The following is a 23,493-nucleotide window of genomic DNA, read 5'->3' as shown; positions in this document are numbered from 1 at the left end:
GCGAGTGAACTCGCTTCCCACAGCGGCTCCGTAGTTTTTTCTGTGGGAAGCGGCTTTAGCAGCGAATGGCAGTCGATCACGCCGCCAGCCGGGGAGTAAGGCGTGGCGCCAGCCAGTCGATCACATAGCGTACCCGCCGTGGCAGCAGTTGCGAGTGCGGGTAGGTCAACAGTACCGGAATGGGATCCGGCTCGAAGGCTTCCAACACTTTTACCAGAGTACCGTCCGTCAGGGCATCGCGTACCTGATAGTGATAGAAACGTCCGAAGCCGAGGCCGGCGATGCAGGCCTGCCGGGCGCTTTCGATCTGGTTGGTGACGAGGGTGGGATCGATCCGTACCGTCTGGTCGTGAAAGCTCCATAGCGGCCCCTGCGGTGCGAACAGCACACAGGGGCGATGTCCCAGTTCTTGCGGCGTCACTGGTTCTCCCTGGCTCTCCAGATAGTCCGGACTGGCGCACACCACCGTCGACATCTGTCCAAGGGGACGGACAACCAGGGAGGAATCCCGTGGATGCCCGATTCGGATCGCCAGATCCAGGCCCGCTTCAACCAGATTCACCACCTTGTCATCCAGCACCAGATTGACGCGCATGGCGGGGTGGTCACTGAGAAAGCGGTTCACCAGGGGCCCCACGTGATAGCGGCCAAAGGTCTCCGGAGCGGTGATTCCCACGATGCCGGAAGGCCCTTTCTGACGTTCCTGCAACGCGCTTTCCGCCTCGCTCACTTCGGTCAGAATGCGCCGGCAGCGCGCCAGATAATCCCGGCCTTCATCAGTGAGCGACAATTGGCGGGTGGTGCGATTGAGGAGACGGACGTTCAGGGAACGTTCCAGCGCCGCCAGGCTGCGCACCACTGAAGCCGGGGATTGTCCTTGCGCGTCCGCCGCCGCGCTGAGACTGCCGCTGTCGACGATACGCACGAAGGTGGCCATCGCTTTCAATTTATCCATGCTTCGCTCTCCAGGCTCCCGCACCGGGCTGATTTGTGCGCCGCGCGTAATACTGTTCTGCGTTCGGGGCCATTTTTCACCTATCCAAACTAGGTCAGCATCGGTGGCCAATCAATAGGCCGAAAGTGGAGGTTTTGGGCTATGCAGGTGGACGACCCGACGACATCGCATGACTGCCCGGTGACGGCGACTGGCTATGACCACGTGGGCATTCGGGTAACCGATCGGCGCCGGTCGCTGCGTTTCTATGAACGCCTGGGGTTCCGGCAAACCCACCATTTTCCCGACGCCGAAGCCAATGAAATGGTCACCACGGCCGGGGTGCGGATCAATCTGATTTTCAATGGCGCTCATCGGCCAGGCGGTCGCAATGTGTTGCTGGATGAACCGGTGAAACTGCCCGGTATGACGCACCCGGCGTTTCTGGTGGAGGACCTGGCCGCGCTGCGGGCCTGGCTGGAACGGGAGGCCATCGTCATTACCGAAGGCCCCAAACGGATCGGTCCGCGCCGGGTGGCGCTGTTTATCCGTGATCCCGACGGCAACGTTCTCGAATTCAATCAACTGATTCCCGAGCGGGACTGATTTCTCGATAGGAGAGCAATGATGAAGCTGTATGACCTGGAGCCTTCGGGCAATTGCTATAAAGTGCGTTTGTTCGCCGCGCTGGCGGGGCTGCCACTGGAGATCGAAGCGGTGGACTTTCTCGCCGGCGAACATAAAGGGGAGCGCCTTTCCGCGCTGAATCCCTGGGGGGAATTGCCCATCCTCGAGGACGGCAAACTGGTGTTGCGGGATTCCCAGGCGATATTGGTGTATCTGGCCGGGCGCTATGGTGGCGAGGCGTGGTGGCCGGGGGAGGCGCACCTTCAGGGTGAGGTGATGCAATGGCTATCGGTGGCCGCCAATGAAATTCAGCATGGTCCCAACGCCGCGCGTCTGGTCGACAAATTCGGTTATGCCCTGGACAAGGCGCTGGCGCTGGAACGCAGCGAGCGGATTTTAAGGTTGCTGGATGATCATTTGGCCACTCACCAATGGCTCGCCGCGGGCCGGCCCACCATTGCCGAATGCGCGGTGTTTCCCTATCTGGCGGTGGCTTGGGAGGGCGGCGTGGATCCGCGCCCCTATCGTCATGTGAATGCCTGGATGGATCGAATCAAGGCGTTGCCCGGCTTTCAGCCCATGCCCGGGATTTAGTCAGAGGTCGCTACAGGGCCGTTGTGGGAGCTTGCCTGCAAGCGAATCTTTCCCCGAGATACAATTCGCTTGCAAGCAAGCTTTCCACAGTGGCTTCGTAGGCCGGTATTCTTGTTGGCGCAAATCACCCGGCGATGGAATAGAGGGTAAATGGCCGGGCCAGGGCGTACCGCTCCAGTACCTCGTCGCGCCAGTTCTTTGCTGTCAGACGGTCCAGCAGAGGAAGCTCCGCGTCGGCTTCTCCGGGGCGCTGATAAAACGCCTGATTCCAGCGTTGCTCAAAGGGGTATCCGGAGGCGCTGTGTTCCCGCTCCACTTCCGCCCGCAGTGACCGTATCGTCCTTTGCCAGTCGTCGAGGGACGCCGCCGTCAAAAGCGCGCCAGCGTTTTCAAGAAAGCCAGACAGGGCCGCTTGCAGCACCCTCTGTCCGTGATCCGGTGACTGCACCAGTAGAAGCAGGCCGCAGCGGCCGTCCGCTTCCTCCTGATAGCGGCAGTCCACCCAATAGCCCAGCTGCTGCCGTAATCGCAGCTGCTGATAGAAGGGGGCGGCCAGATGGCGTTGCAGCAATCGCCAGCACAGGCGGTCCAGTGCGTGGCGATGCGGCGCCGGCAGATAAAGCAGACGGGCGTGATCGGGGTAGGCGCAGGGAACCGCTTGCTGCCCGGTGGGAATCGCCGTGGCGAGGGTGGTGTCCGTGGCGGTATCGGGGAAAAAGCGGGCGGTTATGGGGGACAGCCCCGTGGCCAGCCGTGTCTCCGGCCAGGTTCGTGGGTAAGCGCAGTACAACGACGCGGGAGAGGAAAGGGGCCCCTGGTTTTCCCGCGTCACGCCATCAAGGCGATCCCGCAAAGCCTGAAGCAGGCGGTGCGCCGGCGCTGCCGCGTCCTGTTGCCGGCACCAGATCCGATGCCGGTGTTCCGTCAGACGTTCCCAAGGGGCGTCCGTTGGCGCGAACAGGGTCGCCAGCGTTGTCCGGATAGCGGTGCCATCAGCGGCAAGGTCCAAGATCAGCTTGGTGCCGCTTTGATGGACACGGACCTTGGGACCGGTGAAAGGCGCATGCTCCAGCAACAGGCGCCAATGCAGGCTCAGCCGTTCCACCGCTATTGTCTGATCACCGGGCCAGCGCCAACCGAGCCTGAGGGTGTCCTCGGTATCAACCGGGATGCGAGTGAGCGTCTTCAAGGACGGCGGGGCCGCGGTGGCCGTTGCCGATGGCGCCAGCAATGTCTGGAACGGATCGGTTGCCGCCGGCCGTTGTCGTGGAATGGCACGGTAGGGCGTGCCGGTCCAGGGGGTGAAGCGAGTGAAGTCCCGGCCGTTGTCGTGGTCAATGACCATGGCGCCGGTGTCGCTCAGCCCCCGTAGAGTGTTATGCCAGGTGTGGTCATCGGGCGGGGCTGGGGGCGCAAGCAGGGTATCGGCGTCCGTCTCTGGCTCTCCGGCAACGCGGTGTGCCAGATAGCACAGGCGCGCCAGCCGGGCGTCCGGGGGCGCGGGAAAACCTTCCGGGTTCGGGGTGGCCAGCCGCGCCGTTGACGGCCATCGGGAGGGGACATAAGCCGCCATTCGTGACAGCCAATGCTCCAGCAGGGCGGCGGCCTCCTGGCCGCGCCCGGGTGCGTCCAGCTCAATCAGGCACTCTCCTTGGCTCAACCCTTGGTTCAGCCCCTGGTTCCGGCTGCGGCGCTGCCCGGTCACGGTGATCGTCGAGGCCATGCCGGTGGCGCGCAGGCCGCCCAGCGCGCCGTGATGGCCGGGTTCCCGCAACCAGTGGCGCAACCAGGGCCAGACCCGCTCGTCCTCGGGTAGCGGAAACAGCAGTGTGCAGCTGGTATCGGACCGCGGGGCCCGCCAGAGCCAGTCCTGTTGCTGGATGTCGCTGGGGAATGCGGTGGGCAGAGGTGGCCGGGATGGGATCGGGCCGCTGGGCAGCCGTGAAAGCGTTTCCGCCAGTACGCCATCCACGTTGTCCGGTAGCGCGCCCTGCAGAACCAGTGTCATGTTGCCGGCGCGGAACCAGCAAGCGTGAAAGGCCCGGACCTCCCCGGTCAGGGAAGTCAGGGGGGCGCTCAGGCTGTGGGCGTTGCCGGCGGTGAAGCGGGCCAGCGGATGTGACGGCCGCGCCAGCCGAGCCAACAGCGCCTGACGATGCAGGCGCGGATCCGCCAGCCGGGTTCGGAACTCGGCATCCAAAATCCGTCGCTCCCGCGCCACCGATTCCTCGGTCAGCAAGGGCCGGCTCAGCATGTCGATCAGATGGGCCAGGCAGGGGGCCAGTCCTTCCGCGTCCATGGTGAAGAAGAACGCCATGGTATCGTCCAGGGTGCTGGCGTTGTAGTGGCCATTCCAGCCCTGGATGCGGCGGGCGAAGTGATGGACGTCGGGATAACGCTCACTGCCGGTGAACAGGACATGCTCGAGCAAATGTGCCAGCCCGGGGCGGGTTTCGGGTTCATCGTGACTGCCCACGCCGATTTGCAGCACGGCTGTCACCCGCGACCCTGGCTCCGGCAGCAGCAGGGTGCGCAGGCCGCTCTCGTGATGATAGAGGCGCGCCCGGGAGTGAGACTGTGGCAACCGTCGCGGGTCGTGGACAGTGAATGCGGTCATTGGCCGGACTCCTGGCCAATGGGGGCATGGCGTCGGTAGAAGGCCAGTTCCCGTTCCAGCACCAGTGCCCGGTTGCGCGGCAAGCGAAAGCCATGCTGCTCTTCGGCGAAGCGCACGCACTCCACCGGCACGCCGTTGGCGTGCAACGCCGCCACCATGGCTTCGGTTTGTTCGGGTAGCACGACGGCGTCGCGCAGGCCCTGGAAAAACAGGGTCGGAGTGCGCAGGCGCGCGGCGTTGGCCAACGGTGAGCGGGCCTGATAACGGTCCGCGTCCCGCTCGGGATCACCGATCAGCCAGTCGATGTAGTCCGCTTCGAATTTGTGCGTTTGCCGGCGCAACCGGAGCGGATCGCTGACGCCGTACAAGCTGGCGGCGGCGCGGAATGTGGCCGGCGCGCGGGCCAGGGTGTTGAGCACGGTGAAGCCGCCGGCGCTTTGTCCTCGCAGGAACAGCCGGCGCGGATCCGCCAGCCGTTCCCTTATCAGTGTCTGCACCGCGTACAGCACATCGTCCACGTCGCTGACGCCCCACTGTCCCGCCAGGGACTGACGATACGCACGGCCGAAGCCGACGCTGCCCCGGTAATTCAGGTCCAGCACGGCGAATCCGCGCTGAGTCCAGAACTGTATTGCCGGATTGAACAGCGGAAAACTGGCCGAAGTCGGGCCACCGTGAACCGTCACCAACAAGGGCGGCGGCGTACAGTCGCCGGGGCACGGCGGGTAGTAAAAGCCGTGGCGGTGAGTGTCGTCGGCGCTGGTGAACGTCAGCGTTTGCGGTTCCGATACCGTGCCCGCTTCCAGAGGCAGGGGCGCGGCATCGAGTATGGAGAGATTGCCGCCTTCCTTTGCGCTCAGATGTAATAACGTGGTGCCCCGGCGTGGCCCGGCGGCGAGACAGAACACGCCCAGGGGGCCGGCGCTGATGGCAAGAAAATGCTGATAGTCCGAAGGCATCGCCGCCGGCGGGACGGTGTCTTCCGCAACGCTCAAATGGCCCCGGCCGTCCCGCCACCAGGCCACCACCGGGCTGCCGTCCGGCAGGGTATCGTAGTGGCGGGAGCCGAGCAGCCAGGGGCTGGGGGTGTGATCCGCTTCCCTGCCGGGCAGACATTGCCACTGTCCATGCCCGAACCGCCATGGGCGCCAGTGTCCGCTGCCGTCGAACAGGCAAAGCAAACGCCCTTGCCGGTCGAAACGGGGTTGTTGCGCCGAATGCTCCGGTTTGTCGAGGCCGGGCAGGGCCGTGCCAGGCAGGCCGTGGTCAGTCAGTTTCACGTGGCGCAGGCGGCTGGCCGTCCAGGGCTGATGGGGGCGATCCCATTCCACCCAGGCCAACTGTTGGCCGTCGTCACTGATGGCGGGGGAGGCATAAAAATCGGCGCCCTCGCTCAGCACCCGCAGGGTGCGGTCGCGCCCCACCGCCACCAGCCGGTGCCGTGTTTGCTGGTTCTCCGGCCGCTCTTCCACGGCGATGATCCGGTCGCGTTGATGGTCGTAGGCCAGTCCGCCGTAACGGCGATCCGGGTGATCGGTGAGCGGATGGCATCGCGGCTGCGAAAACCCCTGCCAATAAAGCTGCTGGTCGTCCTCGTTGACGAAGGCCAGACCGTCCGTGCCCAGACACAGAGCACTGCCACCATACTCGTAGACCCGAGAGCGCACGCTGAACCCGTCCGGCGTCAGGGTGCGGCGGCCCGCCGCCGTCCATTCCTGCACCCGAAAGCGCCCGTCGCGGGGATCGCTCCGGGTCCAGATCACCCGTTGCGCGTTGCTGTGCAACTCGCCGAACTCCACCGTGGACGCCACCGCCTGGCGGGCGCTCAGTGGCGATGATCGGGCCGGATCAGCCCCGGTAGATGAGCCGGGCATTGCGTTCATTACGGTAGGTCAGTGGCGGCACCTGATCCAGAGGTGTGCCGGCCTGTTCCCGCGCCGCCACGATGGTGTGGTGATGCGGCGACTTGGCGCACACCGGATCGGCGTTGGCGGCATCGCCGGTGAGCATGTAGGCCTGGCAGCGGCAGCCGCCGAAGTCCTCGTGCTTCTCGTCGCAGGAGCGGCAGGGTTCGGGCATCCAGGCGTCGCCGCGGAAATGATTGAAGCCGGGAGAGCGATGCCAGATGGTCTCGATGGTGTGGTCTCTGACGTTGGGGAAGTCGATCGGCAATTGCCGGGCACTGTGGCAGGGCAGCGCGGTGCCGTCCGGGGTGATGGTCAGGAACATACTGCCCCAGCCGTTCATGCAGGGTTTCGGGCGCTCTTCATAGTAGTCCGGCACCACGAAGATCAACTGGCAGGGATTGGTGGCCTCTTCCAGGCGGCGCCGATAGTCCGCCACCGTTTGTTCCGCTTGTTGCAACTGCGCCCGCGAAGGCATCAGGCCTTGCCGGTTCAAGTGGGCCCAGCCGTAGTACTGGCAGGTAGCCAGCTCCACATAGTCGGCCTCCAGGTCCAGACACAGTTGGATAATATCGCCGATACGGTCGATGTTGTGCCGGTGAATGACGATATTGAGCACCATGGGGAAATCGTGCGCCTTCACCGCCCGGGCCATTTCCAACTTATGCTGGAACGCCTTGCGGGAGCCCGCCATCAATTGATTACCGGCCTCTTCGGCATCCTGGAAACTGATTTGAATGTGGTCCAGACCGGCGTCCGCCAGGGCGCGGACCTTGTCCCGGTTCAGCCCCATGCCGGAGGTGATCAGGTTACTGTAATAACCCAGTTCGCGGGCACCGGAGACCAACTCGACCAGGTCCGGCCGGGTCAGCGGTTCGCCGCCGGACAAGCCCAACTGGGCCGCGCCCATGGCCCGTGCCTGGGCGAACACGTCCAGCCATTGCCCGGTGTCCAGCTCCTGGCCCTGGTCGGCAAAATCCACCGGGTTGGAGCAATAGGGGCATTGCAGCGGGCAACGGTAGGTCAGCTCCGCCAACAGCCATAACGGCGGTCCCGGGCGGATCTCAGCGTTCGGTGAGCCAGTGGTTGCCATGGGCGGCCTCGAGAAAATCCAGCACGTCCGCTTCCAGATCCGGTACCTCCGGGAAGCGCTGATGCAGAGTGGCGACAATGTCCGCGACGCTGCGCTCGCCGTTCACCAGCGTGAGGATCTGGGCGGCACTGTCATTCAGTTTCACCATGCCTTCCGGATACAGCAGCACATGGGCCTGCTGCGCCGGTTCCCATTGCAGACGGAAGCCCCGGCGCAACAGCGGAATGGCGTCGTGATCTGGTGCGCTCATTGCTGCAACCCCCGGTGCCAGACGCCTTTATCGGTGACGGTATGGTAGGGCGGCCGTTCCAGTTCGTAGGCCATGCTCATGGCGTCGAGCATGGTCCACAGAATATCCAGCTTGAACTGCAGAATATCCAACGCCCGCTGCTGGGCCTCGTGGGTAGTGAAATGATCCAGCGTAATGCGCAGACCATGTTCCACGTCCCGCCGTGCCTCGCCCATGCGGTTGCGGAAGTAGTGATATCCATCCTCGCCGATCCACGGATAATGCCGGGGCCAGCTGTCCAGCCGCGACTGGTGAATCTGCGGCGCGAACAGTTCGGTCAGGGACGAACAGGCCGCCTCCTGCCAACTGGCGGCGCGGGCGAACTGCACGTAGGCGTCCACCGCGAAGCGCACCCCGGGCAGCACATGTTCCTGGGAGCGTATTTCTCCGGCGCTCAGGCCCACCGCCTCGCCCAGGCGGATCCAGGCTTCGATGCCGCCTTCGCCGCCGGCGGCGCCATCGTGGTCATGAATACGCTGCACCCATTCGCGGCGGACATCCCGGTCCCGGCAGTTGGCGAGGATGGCGGCGTCCTTCACCGGAATATTCACTTGATAGTAATACCGGTTCGCCACCCAGCCCTGGATTTGCCGGCGGCTGGCGCGGCCCTCATACATGGCCACGTGGTAAGGATGATGGATGTGGTAGTAACGGCCCTTGTCGCGCAACGCCTGTTCGAACTCGGCGCGGCTCAGGGGCAGGGCGGGGGCCTGCTCGCTCATAATCGGATCGCCATTCCATCGTAGGCCACCTCGACCCCCTGGCTTTCCACCCGGGCGCGCTCCTCGGAGCCGTGGTCGAGGATCGGATTGGTGTTATTGATATGGATGAGTATCCGGCGTTGGGGTTCCGGCAGACTGGCCAGCAGCTCCAGCATGCCGCCCGGGCCGCTCTGCGGCAGATGGCCCATTTTGCTGGCTGGTTTGGTGCCGACGCCGGCGTGGCGCATTTCGTCCTCGCGCCAGAAAGTGCCGTCCACCAACAGGCAATCGGCACTGGCCATCAGGCCGCGCAAATCGGCGTCCACCTGGCCAAGGCCGGGCGCGTAGAACAGGCGCTTGCCGTTGGCATCCTCCACCAGCAGGCCGATGTTGTCGCCGGGGTGGGGATCATTTCGGTGCGGAGAATAGGGTGGCGCCGCGCTGCGCAGCGGGATTGGCGTGAGGCTCAGTCCCGGACAACAGGGGATGCGGAACTCACCGGCCAACGGAATCGGGTTCCAGCGTAGTCCGCCGTTCCAGTGGTCGAGGATGCGGAACAGCGGAAAGCCGGTGCACAGATCCTGATGGACCATCTCGGTACACCACACCTCATGGGGGCAGCCCTCGCGCAACATCAGCAGGCCGGTGGTGTGATCGATCTGGCTGTCCATCAGCACGATGGCGCCAATGGCGGTACCGCGTTTGCCGTCCGTCCGGCGCAGTTCCGGCGTGCTTTCCAATTGGGCGCGGATGTCCGGTGAGGTATTACACAGAATCCAGTGCTCGCCATCGTCGGACAGCGCGATGGAGGACTGGGTGCGGGGCACCGCGTCGATGGTGCCCTGGCGCAGCCCGGCGCAATTGGCGCACTGGCAATTCCACTGGGGAAAGCCGCCGCCGGCCGCCGAGCCGAGAACTCGGATATACATAGGCGTCAGAGCCTGGTCCCGCGGATCCCGCCAGCGCGGGACCGCGGGCACCAGCGTCAGCGATTGGAAATGTACATGGTGACTTCAAAGCCGATGCGCATGTCCACATAGCTGGGTTTGGTCCACATAGCGAGCTCCTCGATTGTTATTCGTGTCAGAGATTGGCCGTGATCGGCCGATTCATTTGAGCACTGCCGAGGGAGTCGGATCACTACTACTTTAGTACTGAATGTGCCGGTCCATAGGGCCCGACTCGGCGGTGATTACATTTGCAGGAGCCAGCCCTGCCTGGCTAATCCCGGCCTCCGGTGTGGGTACGTTCGCTTGCAGGCAAGCTCCCACAGCGGCTTCGTAGCGCGAACTGTGGGAGCCAGCCTGCTGGCGAATTTGCAGGGCAAGCCACGCTTCCGCTTGGCATCAACGCCCCTCGCCATGTCGCTTTGGTCAGGCGTTCGCCAGACGGCTTGCCCATAATGCGAAGCCCAGGCATCGGATTCGCTGACCGGAGGTTTCGTGCGTATTTTACGGCTGCTTTGTGTTTCTCTGGTTTTATCCGTTTCTCTCCCTGCCGGTGCCGACAAGGCGCTGGATCTGACCCCGGCGCAGCAGGCCGAGATCAAACGCTTCGCCCCCGGAGTAACGTTGACCCCGGAGCTGGCGGACAAGCTGCGCGCCATCGCCTTTGACCAGGACCGCTCCCTGGATGAGCGTATTCAGGCAATGCAAAAAGTGGCCGGCTATAAGCCGGGAGAGCCGGTTAAACGGCGTATCTGCATCTGGGACATCGCCGGCCGCGCCGGCCCCATCTTCAAGGCCGCCGAGGATCAGCGGAGCCGGGTTCTGAAGTACGGGGTGGATCTGGAAATGGTGCCTTACACCAGCGAAAGCGTGGTGGTGGAGGATCTGAAAGCCGGGATTTGCGACGCCGCCCTGATCAGTGGCCTGCGCGCCCGTTTGTTCAATCAATACACCGGCACCATCGATGCCATCGGCGCGCTGCCTTCCGACGATCACATGAAGCTGTTGTTGCGCGCCATGGCCAGCCCGAAAGTGGCGCCGCGCATGGTAGCCAACGGTTATGTGGTGCTCGGCATCGCCCCGGCCGGACCGGCTTATATCTTCGTCAATGACCGCGCCATCAATACCCTGGCCAACGCCGCCGGCAAACGGGTGGCGGTATTGGATTACGATCCGGTTCAAGCGGAAATGGTGGCGCAAATCGGCGCCACGCCGGTCAACTCCGATATTGTTTCCGCGCCGAACAAATTCAACAACGGCGTGGTGGATGTGCTGGCGGCGCCGATCGTGGCCTATGAAGTGCTGGAGCTGTACAAGGGTATGCGCCCCAATGGTGGCATTATCAATTACCCGTTGGCGCAGATCACCATGCAACTGATCGGACGTGCCGATAAATTCCCCAATGAAGTGGCGCAACTGGTGCGCGAGGAATTCTTCAACGGTTACGACCGGATCATGGCGTGCCTGGCGCAAGAGCAGGCCAAGGTACCGGGTCACTGGTGGATTGAAATTCCGGATCGGGATAAACGCGAGTACGAGATGATGATGCAGGATGCCCGTTTGACCCTGCGCGGGAAGGGGTATTACAGCGCGGACATGTTGACCCTGGAACGCAAGGTGCGCTGCAGGCTGGACCCCAACCGGGGAGAATGTGTCAACCCGGTGGAATAGAGCAGCTGCCCCGATTTCCAACTACTGTAGGAGCCAGCCCTGCTGGCGAATGCTTTTTCTTCCACCGCCAGGGTGATTCGCCTGCAAGGCAGGCTCCTACAGAAGAGAATTAATGCTTCAACCGACAACCTCAGGTGCACTCGGCCCGGGAGGCGTCCAGCTTGCAGCGGATCTTGCGCATGATGGTCAGCATGTCCGGATCGTAATAGCCCTGATCGCGGAGCTGATCGCGAGCTTCCTGCATCATCAATTCGTATTCCGCTTTGTCCTCATCGGGAATTTTCACCCACCATTTTGGATCCACCGCTTTTGATTCCTGTTCCACCTGCTGCCGGAAGCGGTCGAAGTTCTCATAAAAATAGCTGCGTGATTTCTGGAACATCTCCTTGGGAAAGCGATCGGTCTTGGCGATAACCTGCAGGGTCAGTTGCACCAGCGGATAGTCGATGATGCCGCCGTCCGGGGAGAGCCCTTTATACAGTTCCAGCGCCTGATAGACCGCCAGGGGCGCGAAGATCACATCCACCGAACCGTTGTTGAATTTAGTGGAGAAGTTGGTGACATCGGAATCCACTGGCGTGGCGCCCACCTGCGACACCAGGCCGGCCTGGGTTTCATCGTATTCCAGCACCGCCACTTTCTTGCCGGCGGCCTTGTCCAGCGTATTGATCTTGCGATCATTGACGAAGATATAAGCGGGGCCCGCCGGCGCGAAACCGGCGACGGAGTAGTTACCGCCTTCCAACTTGTCCGCCATCTTCGGGCTGGCCAGAACCTGGGAGATGATGCGCAAGTGATCCATGCTGGGCACCGCGCCGATGGCGTCGATGGTGCCGGCGAACTTATTGAATCCGCGGGCGCGGATCCCGGTCACCAGCGCGGCGTCACAGACACCGGCCTTCAGATCCTCGGTGGCGATCAACTCACTGGTATAGGGCAGCAGTTCCACATCCAGGCCCCAGGACAAAGCGGTGGTCTTCCAGTCGCGGGCGCTGTTCATGATCGGCCCGGCGTTGCCGACGATGTCGAACACGCACACTTTGCGCTTGATCGGTTCCGCCAGGGTGGGCAGGGAGAGGGCGATGAGCAGGGGGGTAAGCAAGTACAACGCGGTTCTTTTCATTGGGGGCTCCGTGATCCGACAGAAAATCGGGTCTGTTTTCGCTGTCGAGAGGCTGGCTTCGCTAGGCGTGTGTGGAAACGCGTCCACGAGGGCTTTGAAAAACAGGTCATACCGGACGCTCAGGGCATCGTGACGATACGCGTTTGAATGTATCAGCGGGTATGGAGGCGATCAATTTACCGTACTGGCCGCATCGCCATGGAAGGCAGCAGAAACAGCCAATTGCTTTGCTGGCGGACCGGTGTGGCGCGGTAGTTGGGGAAGGACGTGAAGGACACGGCTTGGCAGCTGATCCGATGTCAGCGGCCAAGGAGCGTCCCCAAATCCTGTCGTCGCTGCCAAAGAGGCCAATGCCGTCCTTGTAAACCGCGCGGGTTTACCTCTCATAAAGAGCGAACAAGTGAACTCTAGGGGCGATCGGAGGCAAAAAAAATGACTAAGCGGAAACGCGCTTATTGCGATTTATTTGGTTCCTGTGTGTGGATGCAAAAAACCGGACGTAAGAACCTTAGAAAGGCGCAAAAACGGGTATACAAAGGCGGTTTCAATATACACCGATTTGTAATCAAGTGAGCGTTTGCTAATCCCGGAAAAGGCTTTAAACGGGGTGCTTAAAAAGGGGACAGGAAATACAAAATCATTGTCTTATTAAAAGTGCACGACTGTAAATATTAAAGGGTTCCTAAAGAGCTCTAAAAGCGTTAGGGTTTTAGTTTCATAACCGTACCAGGAAGTAATGTTATGTAAGCCCGGCGCAGTCTGGGCCGGGGAAGCTCAGCGAAATCAATAACAAGGAGAAGCGCTATGAGCAGCAAGGAACGCGTTTTGCTGCAAGGTGTCCCTCACTATGTAGTGCATAAAACCCGAGACGGCAGCCCGATCTTTCGTACCACGGTGGATTTCAACTACTGCGAGCGGCAGCTGTTGGAATTGCGCAGGGAGTACGAAGTCGAGATCCACGCCTGGTGTCTGCTGCCCGGCGAAGTCCATTTGTTGATCACCCCCACCGGGCGGGCCACGGAAGTATCCCGCTTCATGAAAGGCTTGTCCTGCCGCACCGCTCTGTTCTTCAAGAAGATTCATGGGGAGGAATCGCCTTGGGAAAGCCGTTTCCTGTCCACGCCGGTGCAACCCAGCCAGTGGGTCCTGACCATCATGCGGATGATTGAGCTGCTGCCAGTGACGAGGGGGCTGGTGCAGAAGATCAATCAGTACGCCCATAGCAGCTTGCGCATGCGCTGCGAGAAGACTCAGACCAGCTGGCTGGACGATCCGGAAGAGTACCTGCGTCTGGGAACGAACCGGGATGAGCGTCGCCTCGCCTACCGGGAATATCTGCGTATGGGCAACAACCCGAAGGAAGTGGACTTCATCGTCAACGCGGTGACCCGGGGGCTGGTTACCGGCTCGGACCGCTTCATCCGTGAAGTGGCGGAAAAATACGGTGAGCGCGTGTATGGCCGGCCCCGGGGGAGGCCCAGAAAGAGCCCAAGACAGGAGGGTGAAAGCCCACCGGGCGACGACAGTGAAGAATAATCGGCGGTGCGTTGATCAAGAGGTCTTTTGGCAATGAACCGTCTTGCTCTGATCGCCGTGCTGGGTCGCGCCGCACGCTACCTGATATCGCTGGTGCTGCTTGGCGTGTTGGTATACTTGGTGGTGTGGACCGTGACGCTGCTGATCCACGGCCCCAAGCCGCCGGAACGGATACCCGCGGACGATTTCCCCGTAACCGCGGCTTCGCGAAACCCAACGCTGACGAAAGTGGAAATCGAGAGCTGGAATCTGTTCGGTGAATACCTGTCCGGGAGCGGTACGGTTGAAGTGCATTCCGATGCTCCAGAAACCCGGATGAAACTCACCTTGCTCGGCGTTTTCCATAACCGGATGGACGAGCACGGCTGGGCGATCATCCAGCCCGAAGGTGGAGAAGCGGGGTTGTATCACGTGGGCGATGAGCTGGTCCGTGGCGCCACACTGAATGCATTACGGGTGGATCACGTGTTGCTCAAGCGGGGAGGGCGCCTGGAGAAACTGCCGCTACTCGACTGGGAAGCGATGCCAGGGATCGTGGCCTCGGCACAGCCGGCTCGGGATGACAAGAAAGACGATTCGGAAGTGGAAAAGCTGCTGAGTGACCGGGAAAAGGCCATGAAAACCATGGGCGTCGAGCCGGTGAGCCCGGAGACAGCCAATGGCTACCGGGTGATTGATGAAGAGGGTGACCTGGTCAAGAAGTTCGGCTTCCAAAAAGGCGACATTATCTTTTCCGCCAATGGCTATCCACTGGGAACCAAGGAAGACGACCTGCTGGCCCGCCGCTCCGTGGTGGATAGCGGCATTGGTGAGATCATCGTGAGGCGGGGAAGCAAGGAGTTTCTGATCGAGTATCGCACCGGCAAGAGCGATATTCGAGGCATGGCCGCCCTGACCGCGAAACCCTCCGAAGGCGGGTAGTCCCTGGGGATCACACTACGAAGCCGCTGTGGGAGCCAGCTTGCTGGCGAATCTTTTCATCTTTGTGCCGTTATTAACCAGCAAGCCGGCTCCCACGGATCAAGCGGTTCACAGGTACGCCGCTTCAAGCTGTGGGAGGGCAGAAGGGTGTGCTAAGGTTTTCCTGTTTGAATCATCCCTTGTGCAAGGAGAGCGGAATGACCGATGACAGCCGGGTTGGTCAGGTTGGTGAGTCCTGGAATGATACGTTTGCCTCACGGGCCATGAATATGCCGCCGGATCCTGTTCATATGGAGACCTATGACGAATACCCGAGTAAGTTCAGTCCTCTGTTTTACGTGGTGATTGCCCTTGCCGTGTTCACCGGCGTCTGCAGTTTCTCCCTCTACAGGAGCGGCAATACCAGTGGGTGGCTGATTCTGCTGGTCATGACATTACTGCTGTTGCTTGTACTTCGTGCTTTTCCCAGGCCCGTCGGTCACCGGGACATCGCCTATGAAAACGGCCTGCTGATCCCCGCCATTGTAATCGAGACCAAGCCGCTGACCTTGCTGGCCCTGGCCGATATGCGTGGGCAAGAGGATGTGGATCTGGTGTGGGGGTGTCTGAAGCTGCCCGTGAAGCAACTGCCCAACCACACCATCGCCATTGATGAGAAAGTGCCCTGCGTCTCGATGTTTGGAATGCCGGAGAACGGCTACTGGAGCCTTTTTCTGCCCCGCCCGGTGGCCTGGGGTTACAGCGATCCAACCCTGGTGAAAAAAGTAACCGAAAGCCTCACCGTGGACGATGAGGATGACATTGATGAATGGGCGGTGTTGCAAGAACTCAAGGATGCCATGAAAAAAGCACCGAATAACAAGGTGATCTACTTCGACGCGGCCCTACAGAAAACCGATAAGCCATAGAGTAAAAGAGCGCTGCCATTTCTGATTCCCGCGGAGCCGGGAAGCCACTGTGGGAAGCTTGCTGGCAAGCGAATCCCGGTTCGCGAACCGGAACCGAGCCAGAATCCCCGACCTGATCAGCGAAAGACGTCTTCCAGCTCTTCCACCTCGTAAGGCCGGTCGATCCAGTCTTCCAGCTGTTCCCGGCTGGCGCCGTTCAGTTTGACATCGATGTGTTCAGGGACTGTACCGAAACGGCGTGCCAACTGACGCCGCAGAATATTTCGGGCCTCGGCGGTGGAACCTTCCTCCCGGCCTTCCTTCCGGCCTTCCTCTCGGCCTTCCTCCAGACCTATTTCCCGACCTTCCTCTCGGCCTTTGGTGAGCCCCTCCCGGCGGAATTGGGCTTTCCACTCTTGTATGCGTTCTTCCAGCATGGTGTTCGCCTCCTGTAAGTTTCGAACTTCCCGCCAGCTGATTTCCGGAGCCAGACTGGGGCCCCGGCGATGTAGCCATTCCAGAATAGCTTGTCTGAGTTCACTCTGCTCAGGCCCCTTGAGCCATTCTAGCAAATGGGAGAAGGCCCGAGACAGGTCTTCCGGGGCCTGGCTTTGCTCCAGCCGGAATATAGCGGCGACCAGATTACGCTGCCCAGGCAGGGCGCCCTCGTGAAGCAGAGCGCCCTCATCCAAAAGTAGAAACTGTAGCCGGGGCAAATAGGGGAGCACGGCGTGGGGAGGGGGCTGAATCAAATTGTCCAGGGCCACCGGAGCGCGCCAGCGTCCCTTTCCGTTGTACAGCACTATGGGCAGTACCGGTGGTAACCGGCGGTCTGGGCTTAGTTCCTTACGCCGGATCAGGTCCTGATACAGCAGACCGATGTAAGTGAGGATACGCACCGGCATGAAGCGCTCCACCGTGGACTGAAACTCCAGCATCAGATAGAGATAAACCCATTCGCGTTTCCAGCGTACCCGTCAGAGCGCGTCATTGTGGCGGCTAAGCAGATCCCCGGTAGCGTAGCCGTCACTGACCTTTTCCAGTGAATCCAGATCCAGCTCCCGGACCCAGTCCCCTTCCATGAACCCAAGCAGCAAATCCCGCATCAGGGCGCGATGCGAAAACAGAAATTTATAAGCGGTGTCGTGCTCCCCCATGAATCCTCCCCAAATCAGCAGGGGAGTAATATGACGGGCACCCCGCGATCCGTCTGTCAGCCCTGACGGAATACTCTGTCGGTTGGAAGTGACAGGCATTGTAGGAAGGCTCCCCCTAGGGGTGACGAAGCCGCTGTGGGAGCTTTGTCCGGGCGGCGGGCCGCTGCAAGCGAATCCTGGCTCGTGAACCGGGGCACCGCACCAGAATCCCCAAACCGGATCAGCGAAAGACATCCTCCAGACCTTCCACTTCATAGGTCCGGTCGATCCAGTCTTCCAGTTGTTCCCGGCTGGCGCCGTTCAACTTGGCTTCAATACGTTCGGAAAGAGAGCCGAAGCGGCGTACCAGTTGGCGCCGCAGGATACTACGGGCTTCGTTGACGGAGCCTTGTTCAAGGCCCTGCTGCAACCCTTCCTGCAAACCAGCCTGGTGGTGCATGTCTTTCCATTCCTGGGCGATATCGCGGGTCATCTCCTGAATCTCCTGCAAGTCGATCATTTCCGGGATGGTGATACCGGGCAACCATTGACGTAAACGTCGGAGCAGCCACGCCACGAAACTATGACGCAATCCCGTTAGCTCAGGCGGGTTTAACCAGTCTATCAAATCGGTCAGGACTTCGGCGACTTCAGACAGGGTGCGGCGCCGCTCCAGACGGAACAGAGCGGCGACCAAGTTGCGCATTGATGCCAGTTGATCCAGATCAAAAGCGCCTTGGTCCAAAAGCAGAAAAGCCTGCTCTGGCTGAAGTCCCGCAAACTCCGCCGGACCTGGCTGAATCAAATTCCGGACATGGATCGGAGCCCGCCAACGGGATTCTCCATTATATAGCACGACTGGCAGAACGGAGGGGAGCTTCTGGTTATCATCCACCTCATGGCGGCGAATGAGATCCTGGTACAGCAATCCGGTGTAGGTATGAACCCGTACCGGCATAAACCGCTTCACGGTGGATTGAAATTCCAGCAGCAGATAAAGATAAATCCTCTTCCGTCCCCATCGCACCCGCCAGACCGCGTCATCGTGACGGCTGCGCAGATCATCACTGACATAGCTGCCGTTCACCTTTTCCAGGGAATCCAGATCCAGTGCCCTGAGCCACTCTCCGGAGACGAATCCCTCAAGGAAATCCCTGACCATCCTCGGATGAGAGAACAGCAGCTTGTAACCGGTATCGTGATCCATCATGCCCCCTTACACATCACAAGGGACAGTATGCGGTGGAGACGAAGACGGGTCTGTCAGCCCTGACGGAAAACTCTGTCCGCGGAAAGACGCGGGTAGTGTAGGAAAGCCTCCCCCTCGAATAGCACACCACCTCACTACAAAGCCGCTGTAGGAGCTTGCCTGCAAGCGAATAACCCCCCGCCGGCTCTTCACCACACAACCCCCAAGGCCATCTCCGTCCTTATGGCCCCGCACTAGCTCCTCAACCAAAGTCCCTCTACTGTGGGAAGCTTGCTAGCAAGCGAATAACCGCCGCTCCTTCTCTCCCCTAACATCCCAACAACCAATCACCACCACTTTCGATAGCCGATTTCAGAAAAATAATAATTACCCCAGAAGATCCCGCAAATTCTGGGGTAATTAAAATACCCAAAAAGATCAAGAAAATACCCCAGAAGTTCCCCGAAAATGGCGCAGAAGTGAAAGGTTAAGTGTTTGATTTTGAAAAGGTATTTTCTGTTACATAAATAAAGTCTGGTTTGCATCTGAATTTAATCTGGTTACGTATTGTTAATTTTTTTGGGATTGGTACGGTCGTAATGGCTTGGCTTCAAGGAAGGTCCGTAAGGGCTGAGTAGGGCGCTTCAACGAAGCGTGGGAACAAAGCAGTAAGGCAGCCGAGGGTCGCCTTGAGCTTGGCGGGAAATAACAAATATTCCTCATGCGAAATGGAAATAAAGGAGAAAGATTATGAAAGCGAAAATCATCATGCTGTCGGCACTGGGTGTCGCCTCATTTGGGCTGACTCAGGCGGCTAATGCGAGCTGGGATTCCGGGGCTTGTCCTCAGCCACATACCGGTCCTGCACCGTGTGTGGAGAGAAATATTAATGGAACTTGGGAACACTTTAACGGTGATGGAAGTCACGCTGACGAGTGGCATGGTCCGATTGAATTTGTGGGCACTTCTACTTTGGGCTGCTCAATCGCAACTGCGGAATGTACACTATCTTTGACTGGTAATGTTAAAAAATTCCAAGACGGGAGCGGCAACTGGCACATTGGTATTCAGGTTGTTGACGGCGATGTAACGGGTAGTGGCCTTTGCCCAGGCATCAATCTGAGTGGCTTCCCATGGTATGCAGGCCCTACCACTATGCACACGGGCTTTAGTTCAAGCACAGGAATTCCTTATCCTGGACCGTACGTAGGGAATATGGGGAATATTAACCTAACCGCGCTAGGCGGGTTGATTACCGTTAATAATTCCCACGTGCATGATGTGACGTTTGACAACAATGGTAGTGGCGCATCTTATTTCGATTTCGATAGCCCACTTTATACCGGTGGTAATTCGGACAACGATAGTGGATGCGATGTTGACGGTAGGCTTTTCGTGAATACCTATGATGATATAAATATTTACTGATCGACTTTTTATGAACAACCTGGGGCGACTTAAAGGTCGCCCCTTTTTTGTGCCTGTCATGGATGTATTCCTGGAAAGGCAAATCCTACTGCAGGCTGGCCACAGCTAACAATGCGAAACGCAACTGAGAGAAAGGGTGGGCGACCTGTGGAGAGGAGGTGTGGATGGTGTGAGATGAAGAATCGAAAGAATAGGAGAGGAAGCCCTGGTTGTTGGCTAACGGTTACCTCAGATGTCCGCGTATCGAAGTTCTCTGGGCTAAACCTGGAGTATAAGGGCAACGACAAACCTTCCCCGATAATCAGATAAGGTTGAAGTGGTTCAATGGATGTGACCGGCAGAACACAAACTTGGTGACTTCTTTGCGGTGTAATGGAAGCGGCCTAATCTGAATGAATGGGACGGATAGAGACCAGCTTGTGGCTGGTCTCTATGGTTGTGAAAGGGAAATTACTTTATAGGTTGAGAGATGTAGTTTAGGCGGCTTCCATATTTGGGTATAAATAGGTCTGCGTACCCGCCTAAATATCCTTCGGATGGATGATGAAATTCAACTATAATGTCAACATCATTGGTATTGAATTGCTCGACTGCCATGCGACCATCGTCCATAAAGTGTATATCTCCACTGATTTTCATGGTTATTGGATATGAACGAGTGTTGGCACCATTGGTTGCTGACCCAATACCCCATTCGGTCGTGTATGGAAGGTCCAGATAGAGATCTAGTTCCGTTTCTAGAATCAACCGGCCCTCGTCTGATTTAATCCATGCTGTTATTGGCGCTGATCTGTCAGTGCCGCCATATCTCATGCGAAGAATTTGAGTTCCTGTTATCCCGGGAATTCCGGCTAGAGGAGCACCTACAACGAGATTGCTAAGTGCGTAGAGGTCAATGGAAGTGCCGGCGACTATAGAAGGGTGAAGTTCTACTATGATTCCGTTGTCGTCTATATCGTTGGTTACCTCAGCGATGATTGATGATGTGAGATATGTGAATTTATGCTCCGGGCACTCAAAAGGAGAGTTTTCATCAAAGTATGAGCACCCCATATTAAAGCCAAAGATGCCCTGGCTCGTGTCAATGAATCGGTCTTCGATATCTTGATTTCGAAATCGAGAAAGAACCTTGGCGCTATTCTTTGATGGCTGTACCCCCCCGGGGTCGTAGTCGGGGTATTGTCCATCTGCTTTATTGGATGGGCCGTATTCTTCTTCGGGAAACAGGAACTCGCCTACGGACAGCCCAGGGATCAGCCCATTTCCAATGTTGCTACGTTCGCTAAAGAAATTGTGATTGGTATCTGAGAGCGGGGATGAGTTTAGTATTTGAAGAACGGTTTCCGAAGGGGAGGTGCCTCTAAAAAACTGTATGAAGTCTGGGCCTCCCGCATCAGGAATAGGGCCGCTCATAAGTCCAACATAGTCATGTTCTTGACCTGTTGGGCTACCATCTGGGTTGACAGATTGTACAATGAGATTACCTAGTACTTGGGTTTGGACAGGTAGCCCATTTTTTGAACAAACGGTGTCCTCGCCACATTCATAGTCTGAATGGTCTGCAACTACTCTGGTGCTTCCTTGCTGACAATCAGTAGCATCTTGGCGTTCTGGATCTGTAACTATTTTTCGAAAAGTTTTTCCGTTGCCCTGTAAAGTTTCACAAAGCGCGTAGCCAGAAGATTTTAGTGTGTACCGATATAATGCTCCTTTTCTCCATGGCTTATTGGGGGTAAATTTCAGTAAGGTGCTATTAATGGTCAGATTTCCGTCTACCTCTGATAGGACCTCCTCATTTTCACTTATTTCTTCGACTTTGAATGTTTTTCCTAGAAGAAAGGAGCTGTCTAGCATTTCTTCTGAAAATGATATTAAAATCGGCCGATTGGAGGGGAGCTCAGAAACAGGAATGGCATCGTCTTGAGGCTTGTTATCTTTCTCTGTTCCATTGGCGATTCCTGGAAAAGCTCCGGCACAAAGGCCTGAAATGCCTTCTTGCAGGTTCCTCACTATATCTGTGCCGCCCTCCCCTGCGTCGTCTAGGTATTCTTGCTGCATTGCACAAGGGAAGCCGGGGTAGCTAGCAAGTATGAAGGGAGCGTGATCAATTTCTCTATACTCCGCGTATTCAGGCCTAGCAAATGATGGTCCTCCGGGCATTTTGGCAGCTAGGTTTTTGTGTACAACAGAAGAAGGCATGAAGAACTCTTTAATTAAAGGGGTTGTTAGCTGATTTCCTGCTGCGTCAGTCACAGTTTCATTAATGCTTAGGCGATAACCAACCGGAGCCTCCTCCGGGCTATACTGGAGATCTTCTTCAGGCTTTACCACGATCGCAGCGCCGTCCACATACACCTGCGCCGGCATTTCTTCTTCCGTTCCGCCGTTCACGGTTTTATAGAGAGTGACGTTACCTTCCACGCTCTGTGGATCGATAGGCTCATCAAAATTCAAAATAATCGGATCCCCCGGCTTGGCCAGCAGGGACTTGTCCTCGCCGGTGAGGGTATCCGTGCCCAGGGTCCAGCTTTGCAGGGTAGGGCCGGTGGTGTCTTCCGGGGCCGTGGGGGTATTCATCTGATCCTTGTAGGACTGCAGCTGGAAGCTGAGCAGACCGTAGCCGTATTCCTGGCCGAGGATGTTGGGTTCCACCATGCCGACGGCGTCCAGGTTGAGGACGCCGGCTTCGGTGTCCACTTCGGCCACGCCCACCAGTTCGATGTGCATGATGTCCTGGGTGAAGCCGCCGTTGGCGCGCGGGTCCTCGGTGGCGATGCCCACGTCCATGAGCAGGTGGACGATGCGCAGGGCGTCGGCGCGGTTATGGACGTTGTAGGGGTTGGGCACCAGGTAGCCGGTGGCGTCGCTGGTGAGGCGCATGTCCACCGGGCCGGAGCCGAAGCCGGCGGGGACTTCGCCGCCGATCATCACCATTTCGATGGCGCTGCCGGTGAGCTTGGTGCCGCGGGGCAGGCGGATCGGGGTGACGTCGGGGTATTCGGTGACGTCCGCCAGTTCGGCCACCACGGCGTCGGCGCTGGCCTGGGTGACGTTGACGTCTTCGCCGAGCAGGGTGCCGTTGACGGGCACCTGGTTGATGTTCTTGCCGGTGAGGCGGGACAGGCCGCTCTGGGTGATCCGCTGCACCAGCATGGCCGGTTCGCCACGCGGTGAGGAGTCCGCCGGGGTGAAGTTGATCTCGGTGCCGGCGAAGGCTTCATCAAAGGTGCTGGTGAGACCGTTGGTGAGGCTCAGCGTATAGCTCTGCCCGGGTGTCAGATACTCCGGTTTCGGATCCACGGTCATGTAGTGGCCGTTGATCAGGAGCGTGGCTTCCACGGTTTCGCCGCTGCTGTCGGTGAGCACCACGGTGTCGCCGTAGCGGGCGCTGGCGCGGTCTACCGGCTGGGTGAACTGGAACCGGAAGCTGGAGAAATCCATGATCGGTTCGTTGGTGTCGCCATTGGGCATTTGCCGGTCGATGGCGAAGCCGTCGTCCTTGACCACCAGGCTTCTGGGCCCTTCGGCCAGTGGCCGGGTGGTGAAGCGCAGGGTGCGGTCGGCGGAGGTGCCGTTACGCAGACGCAGGTTCTTGATGGCGATGGTGTAGTCGGTGAGCGGGCTCAGCGATTGCGCCGGTGTGAGGATCACGCCGCGCGGGTCCGGGCCCACGGTTTCGGCGGTGTAGTCCAGGTTGCCGCCTTCGGCGTCACAGCACAGGGTGACGCTCTGTTCCACGTCGCCGAGTGACACGTCACTGGTGAAGCGCAGCACCACCGGTGCCTTGGTGGGCACTTCGGCCTGCCCGTCATCGGGGTAGGCATAGAGGAGGCTTTGCCGCTGGGCGTCGTTGGCGTCGTTGCCAGGCATGTCGGAGCCGTCGCTGCCGCCACAGG

The 23,493-nt window shown here is 59.2% G+C and carries 20 protein-coding genes; 7 read left to right on the top strand and 13 right to left on the bottom strand.

All coding sequences use genetic code 11. The features are described from left to right. Window positions 1-76: 76 nt before the first annotated feature. Window positions 77-955 (bottom strand): LysR family transcriptional regulator, encoded by an 879-nt coding sequence (locus CRO06_RS19155; protein ID WP_097059163.1) that lies wholly within the window; start codon window positions 953-955, stop codon window positions 77-79. Window positions 956-1,096: 141 nt separating this feature from the next. Between CRO06_RS19155 and CRO06_RS19150 the strand changes: the two genes are divergently transcribed. Both CRO06_RS19150 and CRO06_RS19145 read left to right on the top strand, forming a co-directional pair. Next, on the top strand, window positions 1,097-1,540 hold the full coding sequence (locus CRO06_RS19150) for a VOC family protein (RefSeq protein ID WP_022996207.1): 444 nt from the start codon (window positions 1,097-1,099) through the stop codon (window positions 1,538-1,540). Between the two features lie 21 nt (window positions 1,541-1,561). Further along, the gene (locus tag CRO06_RS19145) at window positions 1,562-2,155 is read left to right on the top strand and encodes a glutathione S-transferase family protein (protein ID WP_097059162.1); all 594 of its coding nucleotides are present in this window, start codon (window positions 1,562-1,564) and stop codon (window positions 2,153-2,155) included. Between the two features lie 124 nt (window positions 2,156-2,279). Here the strand turns inward: CRO06_RS19145 and CRO06_RS19140 are convergent, their stop codons facing one another. From CRO06_RS19140 to pqqA, 7 genes are read right to left on the bottom strand one after another with little or no spacing between them, the layout of a single operon-like run. Continuing rightward, the gene (locus CRO06_RS19140; RefSeq protein WP_097059161.1) at window positions 2,280-4,772 is read right to left on the bottom strand and encodes an insulinase family protein; all 2,493 of its coding nucleotides are present in this window, start codon (window positions 4,770-4,772) and stop codon (window positions 2,280-2,282) included. Next, window positions 4,769-6,646: an alpha/beta hydrolase family protein gene (locus tag CRO06_RS19135; RefSeq protein WP_097059160.1), complete on the bottom strand. Its 1,878-nt coding sequence runs from the start codon at window positions 6,644-6,646 to the stop codon at window positions 4,769-4,771. Before CRO06_RS19135 ends, CRO06_RS19140 begins: the two co-directional genes overlap by 4 nt. Continuing rightward, window positions 6,621-7,769: a pyrroloquinoline quinone biosynthesis protein PqqE gene (gene pqqE / locus CRO06_RS19130; protein WP_097059159.1), complete on the bottom strand. Its 1,149-nt coding sequence runs from the start codon at window positions 7,767-7,769 to the stop codon at window positions 6,621-6,623. The genes CRO06_RS19135 and pqqE overlap by 26 nt, the downstream gene beginning before the upstream one ends. Next, on the bottom strand, window positions 7,741-8,019 hold the full coding sequence (pqqD, locus tag CRO06_RS19125; protein WP_055099660.1) for a pyrroloquinoline quinone biosynthesis peptide chaperone PqqD: 279 nt from the start codon (window positions 8,017-8,019) through the stop codon (window positions 7,741-7,743). Before pqqD ends, pqqE begins: the two co-directional genes overlap by 29 nt. Next, window positions 8,016-8,780: a pyrroloquinoline-quinone synthase PqqC gene (pqqC, locus tag CRO06_RS19120; protein WP_055099661.1), complete on the bottom strand. Its 765-nt coding sequence runs from the start codon at window positions 8,778-8,780 to the stop codon at window positions 8,016-8,018. Before pqqC ends, pqqD begins: the two co-directional genes overlap by 4 nt. Further along, a complete protein-coding gene (pqqB, locus tag CRO06_RS19115) occupies window positions 8,777-9,688 on the bottom strand; it encodes a pyrroloquinoline quinone biosynthesis protein PqqB (protein ID WP_097059158.1) in 912 nt (303 codons plus the stop codon). Before pqqB ends, pqqC begins: the two co-directional genes overlap by 4 nt. A 56-nt stretch (window positions 9,689-9,744) precedes the next feature. Next, complete coding sequence (gene pqqA / locus CRO06_RS19110; RefSeq protein ID WP_081586962.1) at window positions 9,745-9,816, bottom strand: pyrroloquinoline quinone precursor peptide PqqA; 72 nt, start codon at window positions 9,814-9,816, stop codon at window positions 9,745-9,747. Window positions 9,817-10,207: 391 nt separating this feature from the next. Here pqqA and CRO06_RS19105 point away from each other — a divergent pair, with 391 nt between their 5' ends. Beyond that, the gene (locus CRO06_RS19105; protein ID WP_425319677.1) at window positions 10,208-11,377 is read left to right on the top strand and encodes a putative solute-binding protein; all 1,170 of its coding nucleotides are present in this window, start codon (window positions 10,208-10,210) and stop codon (window positions 11,375-11,377) included. A 130-nt stretch (window positions 11,378-11,507) separates the two neighbouring features. Here CRO06_RS19105 and CRO06_RS19100 read toward each other — a convergent pair whose 3' ends face one another. After that, window positions 11,508-12,500, bottom strand: a complete 993-nt coding sequence (locus CRO06_RS19100; protein ID WP_022996532.1) for a putative solute-binding protein — start codon at window positions 12,498-12,500, stop codon at window positions 11,508-11,510. Between the two features lie 804 nt (window positions 12,501-13,304). Between CRO06_RS19100 and CRO06_RS19095 the strand changes: the two genes are divergently transcribed. The 3 genes from CRO06_RS19095 (at window position 13,305) to CRO06_RS19085 (ending at window position 15,865) form a co-directional block, all read left to right on the top strand. Continuing rightward, window positions 13,305-14,036, top strand: a complete 732-nt coding sequence (locus tag CRO06_RS19095) for a transposase (RefSeq protein WP_097059156.1) — start codon at window positions 13,305-13,307, stop codon at window positions 14,034-14,036. 33 nt (window positions 14,037-14,069) lie between these two features. Next, on the top strand, window positions 14,070-14,957 hold the full coding sequence (locus CRO06_RS19090; protein WP_097059155.1) for a type II secretion system protein N: 888 nt from the start codon (window positions 14,070-14,072) through the stop codon (window positions 14,955-14,957). Window positions 14,958-15,154: 197 nt separating this feature from the next. After that, entirely contained in the window at window positions 15,155-15,865 is a 711-nt protein-coding gene (locus tag CRO06_RS19085) for a DUF3239 domain-containing protein (RefSeq protein WP_097059154.1), read from the top strand. Between the two features lie 116 nt (window positions 15,866-15,981). On the opposite strand, the gene CRO06_RS19080 is transcribed toward CRO06_RS19085, so the two are convergent. From CRO06_RS19080 to CRO06_RS19075, 3 genes are all read right to left on the bottom strand, one after another. Further along, on the bottom strand, window positions 15,982-16,785 hold the full coding sequence (locus CRO06_RS19080) for an Rpn family recombination-promoting nuclease/putative transposase (RefSeq protein WP_280522557.1): 804 nt from the start codon (window positions 16,783-16,785) through the stop codon (window positions 15,982-15,984). Window positions 16,786-16,821: 36 nt separating this feature from the next. Beyond that, the gene (locus CRO06_RS20265) at window positions 16,822-17,001 is read right to left on the bottom strand and encodes a hypothetical protein (protein ID WP_244902857.1); all 180 of its coding nucleotides are present in this window, start codon (window positions 16,999-17,001) and stop codon (window positions 16,822-16,824) included. 220 nt (window positions 17,002-17,221) lie between these two features. Then, window positions 17,222-18,190, bottom strand: coding sequence for an Rpn family recombination-promoting nuclease/putative transposase (locus CRO06_RS19075; RefSeq protein WP_179746662.1), 969 nt, complete (start codon window positions 18,188-18,190; stop codon window positions 17,222-17,224). Between the two features lie 729 nt (window positions 18,191-18,919). Between CRO06_RS19075 and CRO06_RS19985 the strand changes: the two genes are divergently transcribed. After that, window positions 18,920-19,597 carry a hypothetical protein gene (locus CRO06_RS19985; protein WP_143247770.1) on the top strand — a complete coding sequence of 226 codons (678 nt, stop codon included), beginning with the start codon at window positions 18,920-18,922 and terminating at the stop codon, window positions 19,595-19,597. A 450-nt stretch (window positions 19,598-20,047) separates the two neighbouring features. Here CRO06_RS19985 and CRO06_RS19070 read toward each other — a convergent pair whose 3' ends face one another. Beyond that, the gene (locus tag CRO06_RS19070; protein ID WP_218839907.1) at window positions 20,048-23,467 is read right to left on the bottom strand and encodes an Ig-like domain-containing domain; all 3,420 of its coding nucleotides are present in this window, start codon (window positions 23,465-23,467) and stop codon (window positions 20,048-20,050) included. Between the last annotated feature and the right edge of the window lie 26 nt (window positions 23,468-23,493).

It is taken from the genome of Alloalcanivorax xenomutans, from assembly GCF_900217905.1.
GTDB lineage: Bacteria > Pseudomonadota > Gammaproteobacteria > Pseudomonadales > Alcanivoracaceae > Alloalcanivorax > Alloalcanivorax xenomutans.
The sequence above is the reverse complement of the archived record's forward strand: the minus strand, read 5'-3'. Positions and strand labels throughout refer to the sequence as shown.

Excerpts from the sequence above, each read along its gene's own strand:
- CRO06_RS19145 (WP_097059162.1), top strand. The coding sequence starts at position 1,562 with ATGAAGCTGTATGACCTGGAGCCTTCGGGCAATTGCTATAAAGTGCGT.
- CRO06_RS19100 (WP_022996532.1), bottom strand. The coding sequence starts at position 12,500 with ATGAAAAGAACCGCGTTGTACTTGCTTACCCCCCTGCTCATCGCCCTC.
- CRO06_RS19985 (WP_143247770.1), top strand. The coding sequence starts at position 18,920 with ATGAAAGCGAAAATCATCATGCTGTCGGCACTGGGTGTCGCCTCATTT.
- pqqE (WP_097059159.1), bottom strand. The coding sequence starts at position 7,769 with ATGGCAACCACTGGCTCACCGAACGCTGAGATCCGCCCGGGACCGCCG.
- pqqB (WP_097059158.1), bottom strand. The coding sequence starts at position 9,688 with ATGTATATCCGAGTTCTCGGCTCGGCGGCCGGCGGCGGCTTTCCCCAG.
- CRO06_RS19070 (WP_218839907.1), bottom strand. The coding sequence starts at position 23,467 with ATGCCTGGCAACGACGCCAACGACGCCCAGCGGCAAAGCCTCCTCTAT.
- CRO06_RS19090 (WP_097059155.1), top strand. The coding sequence starts at position 14,070 with ATGAACCGTCTTGCTCTGATCGCCGTGCTGGGTCGCGCCGCACGCTAC.
- CRO06_RS19075 (WP_179746662.1), bottom strand. The coding sequence starts at position 18,190 with ATGATGGATCACGATACCGGTTACAAGCTGCTGTTCTCTCATCCGAGG.
- CRO06_RS19085 (WP_097059154.1), top strand. The coding sequence starts at position 15,155 with ATGACCGATGACAGCCGGGTTGGTCAGGTTGGTGAGTCCTGGAATGAT.
- CRO06_RS20265 (WP_244902857.1), bottom strand. The coding sequence starts at position 17,001 with ATGGGGGAGCACGACACCGCTTATAAATTTCTGTTTTCGCATCGCGCC.
- pqqD (WP_055099660.1), bottom strand. The coding sequence starts at position 8,019 with ATGAGCGCACCAGATCACGACGCCATTCCGCTGTTGCGCCGGGGCTTC.
- CRO06_RS19155 (WP_097059163.1), bottom strand. The coding sequence starts at position 955 with ATGGATAAATTGAAAGCGATGGCCACCTTCGTGCGTATCGTCGACAGC.
- pqqC (WP_055099661.1), bottom strand. The coding sequence starts at position 8,780 with ATGAGCGAGCAGGCCCCCGCCCTGCCCCTGAGCCGCGCCGAGTTCGAA.
- CRO06_RS19150 (WP_022996207.1), top strand. The coding sequence starts at position 1,097 with ATGCAGGTGGACGACCCGACGACATCGCATGACTGCCCGGTGACGGCG.
- CRO06_RS19140 (WP_097059161.1), bottom strand. The coding sequence starts at position 4,772 with ATGACCGCATTCACTGTCCACGACCCGCGACGGTTGCCACAGTCTCAC.
- CRO06_RS19135 (WP_097059160.1), bottom strand. The coding sequence starts at position 6,646 with ATGCCCGGCTCATCTACCGGGGCTGATCCGGCCCGATCATCGCCACTG.
- CRO06_RS19095 (WP_097059156.1), top strand. The coding sequence starts at position 13,305 with ATGAGCAGCAAGGAACGCGTTTTGCTGCAAGGTGTCCCTCACTATGTA.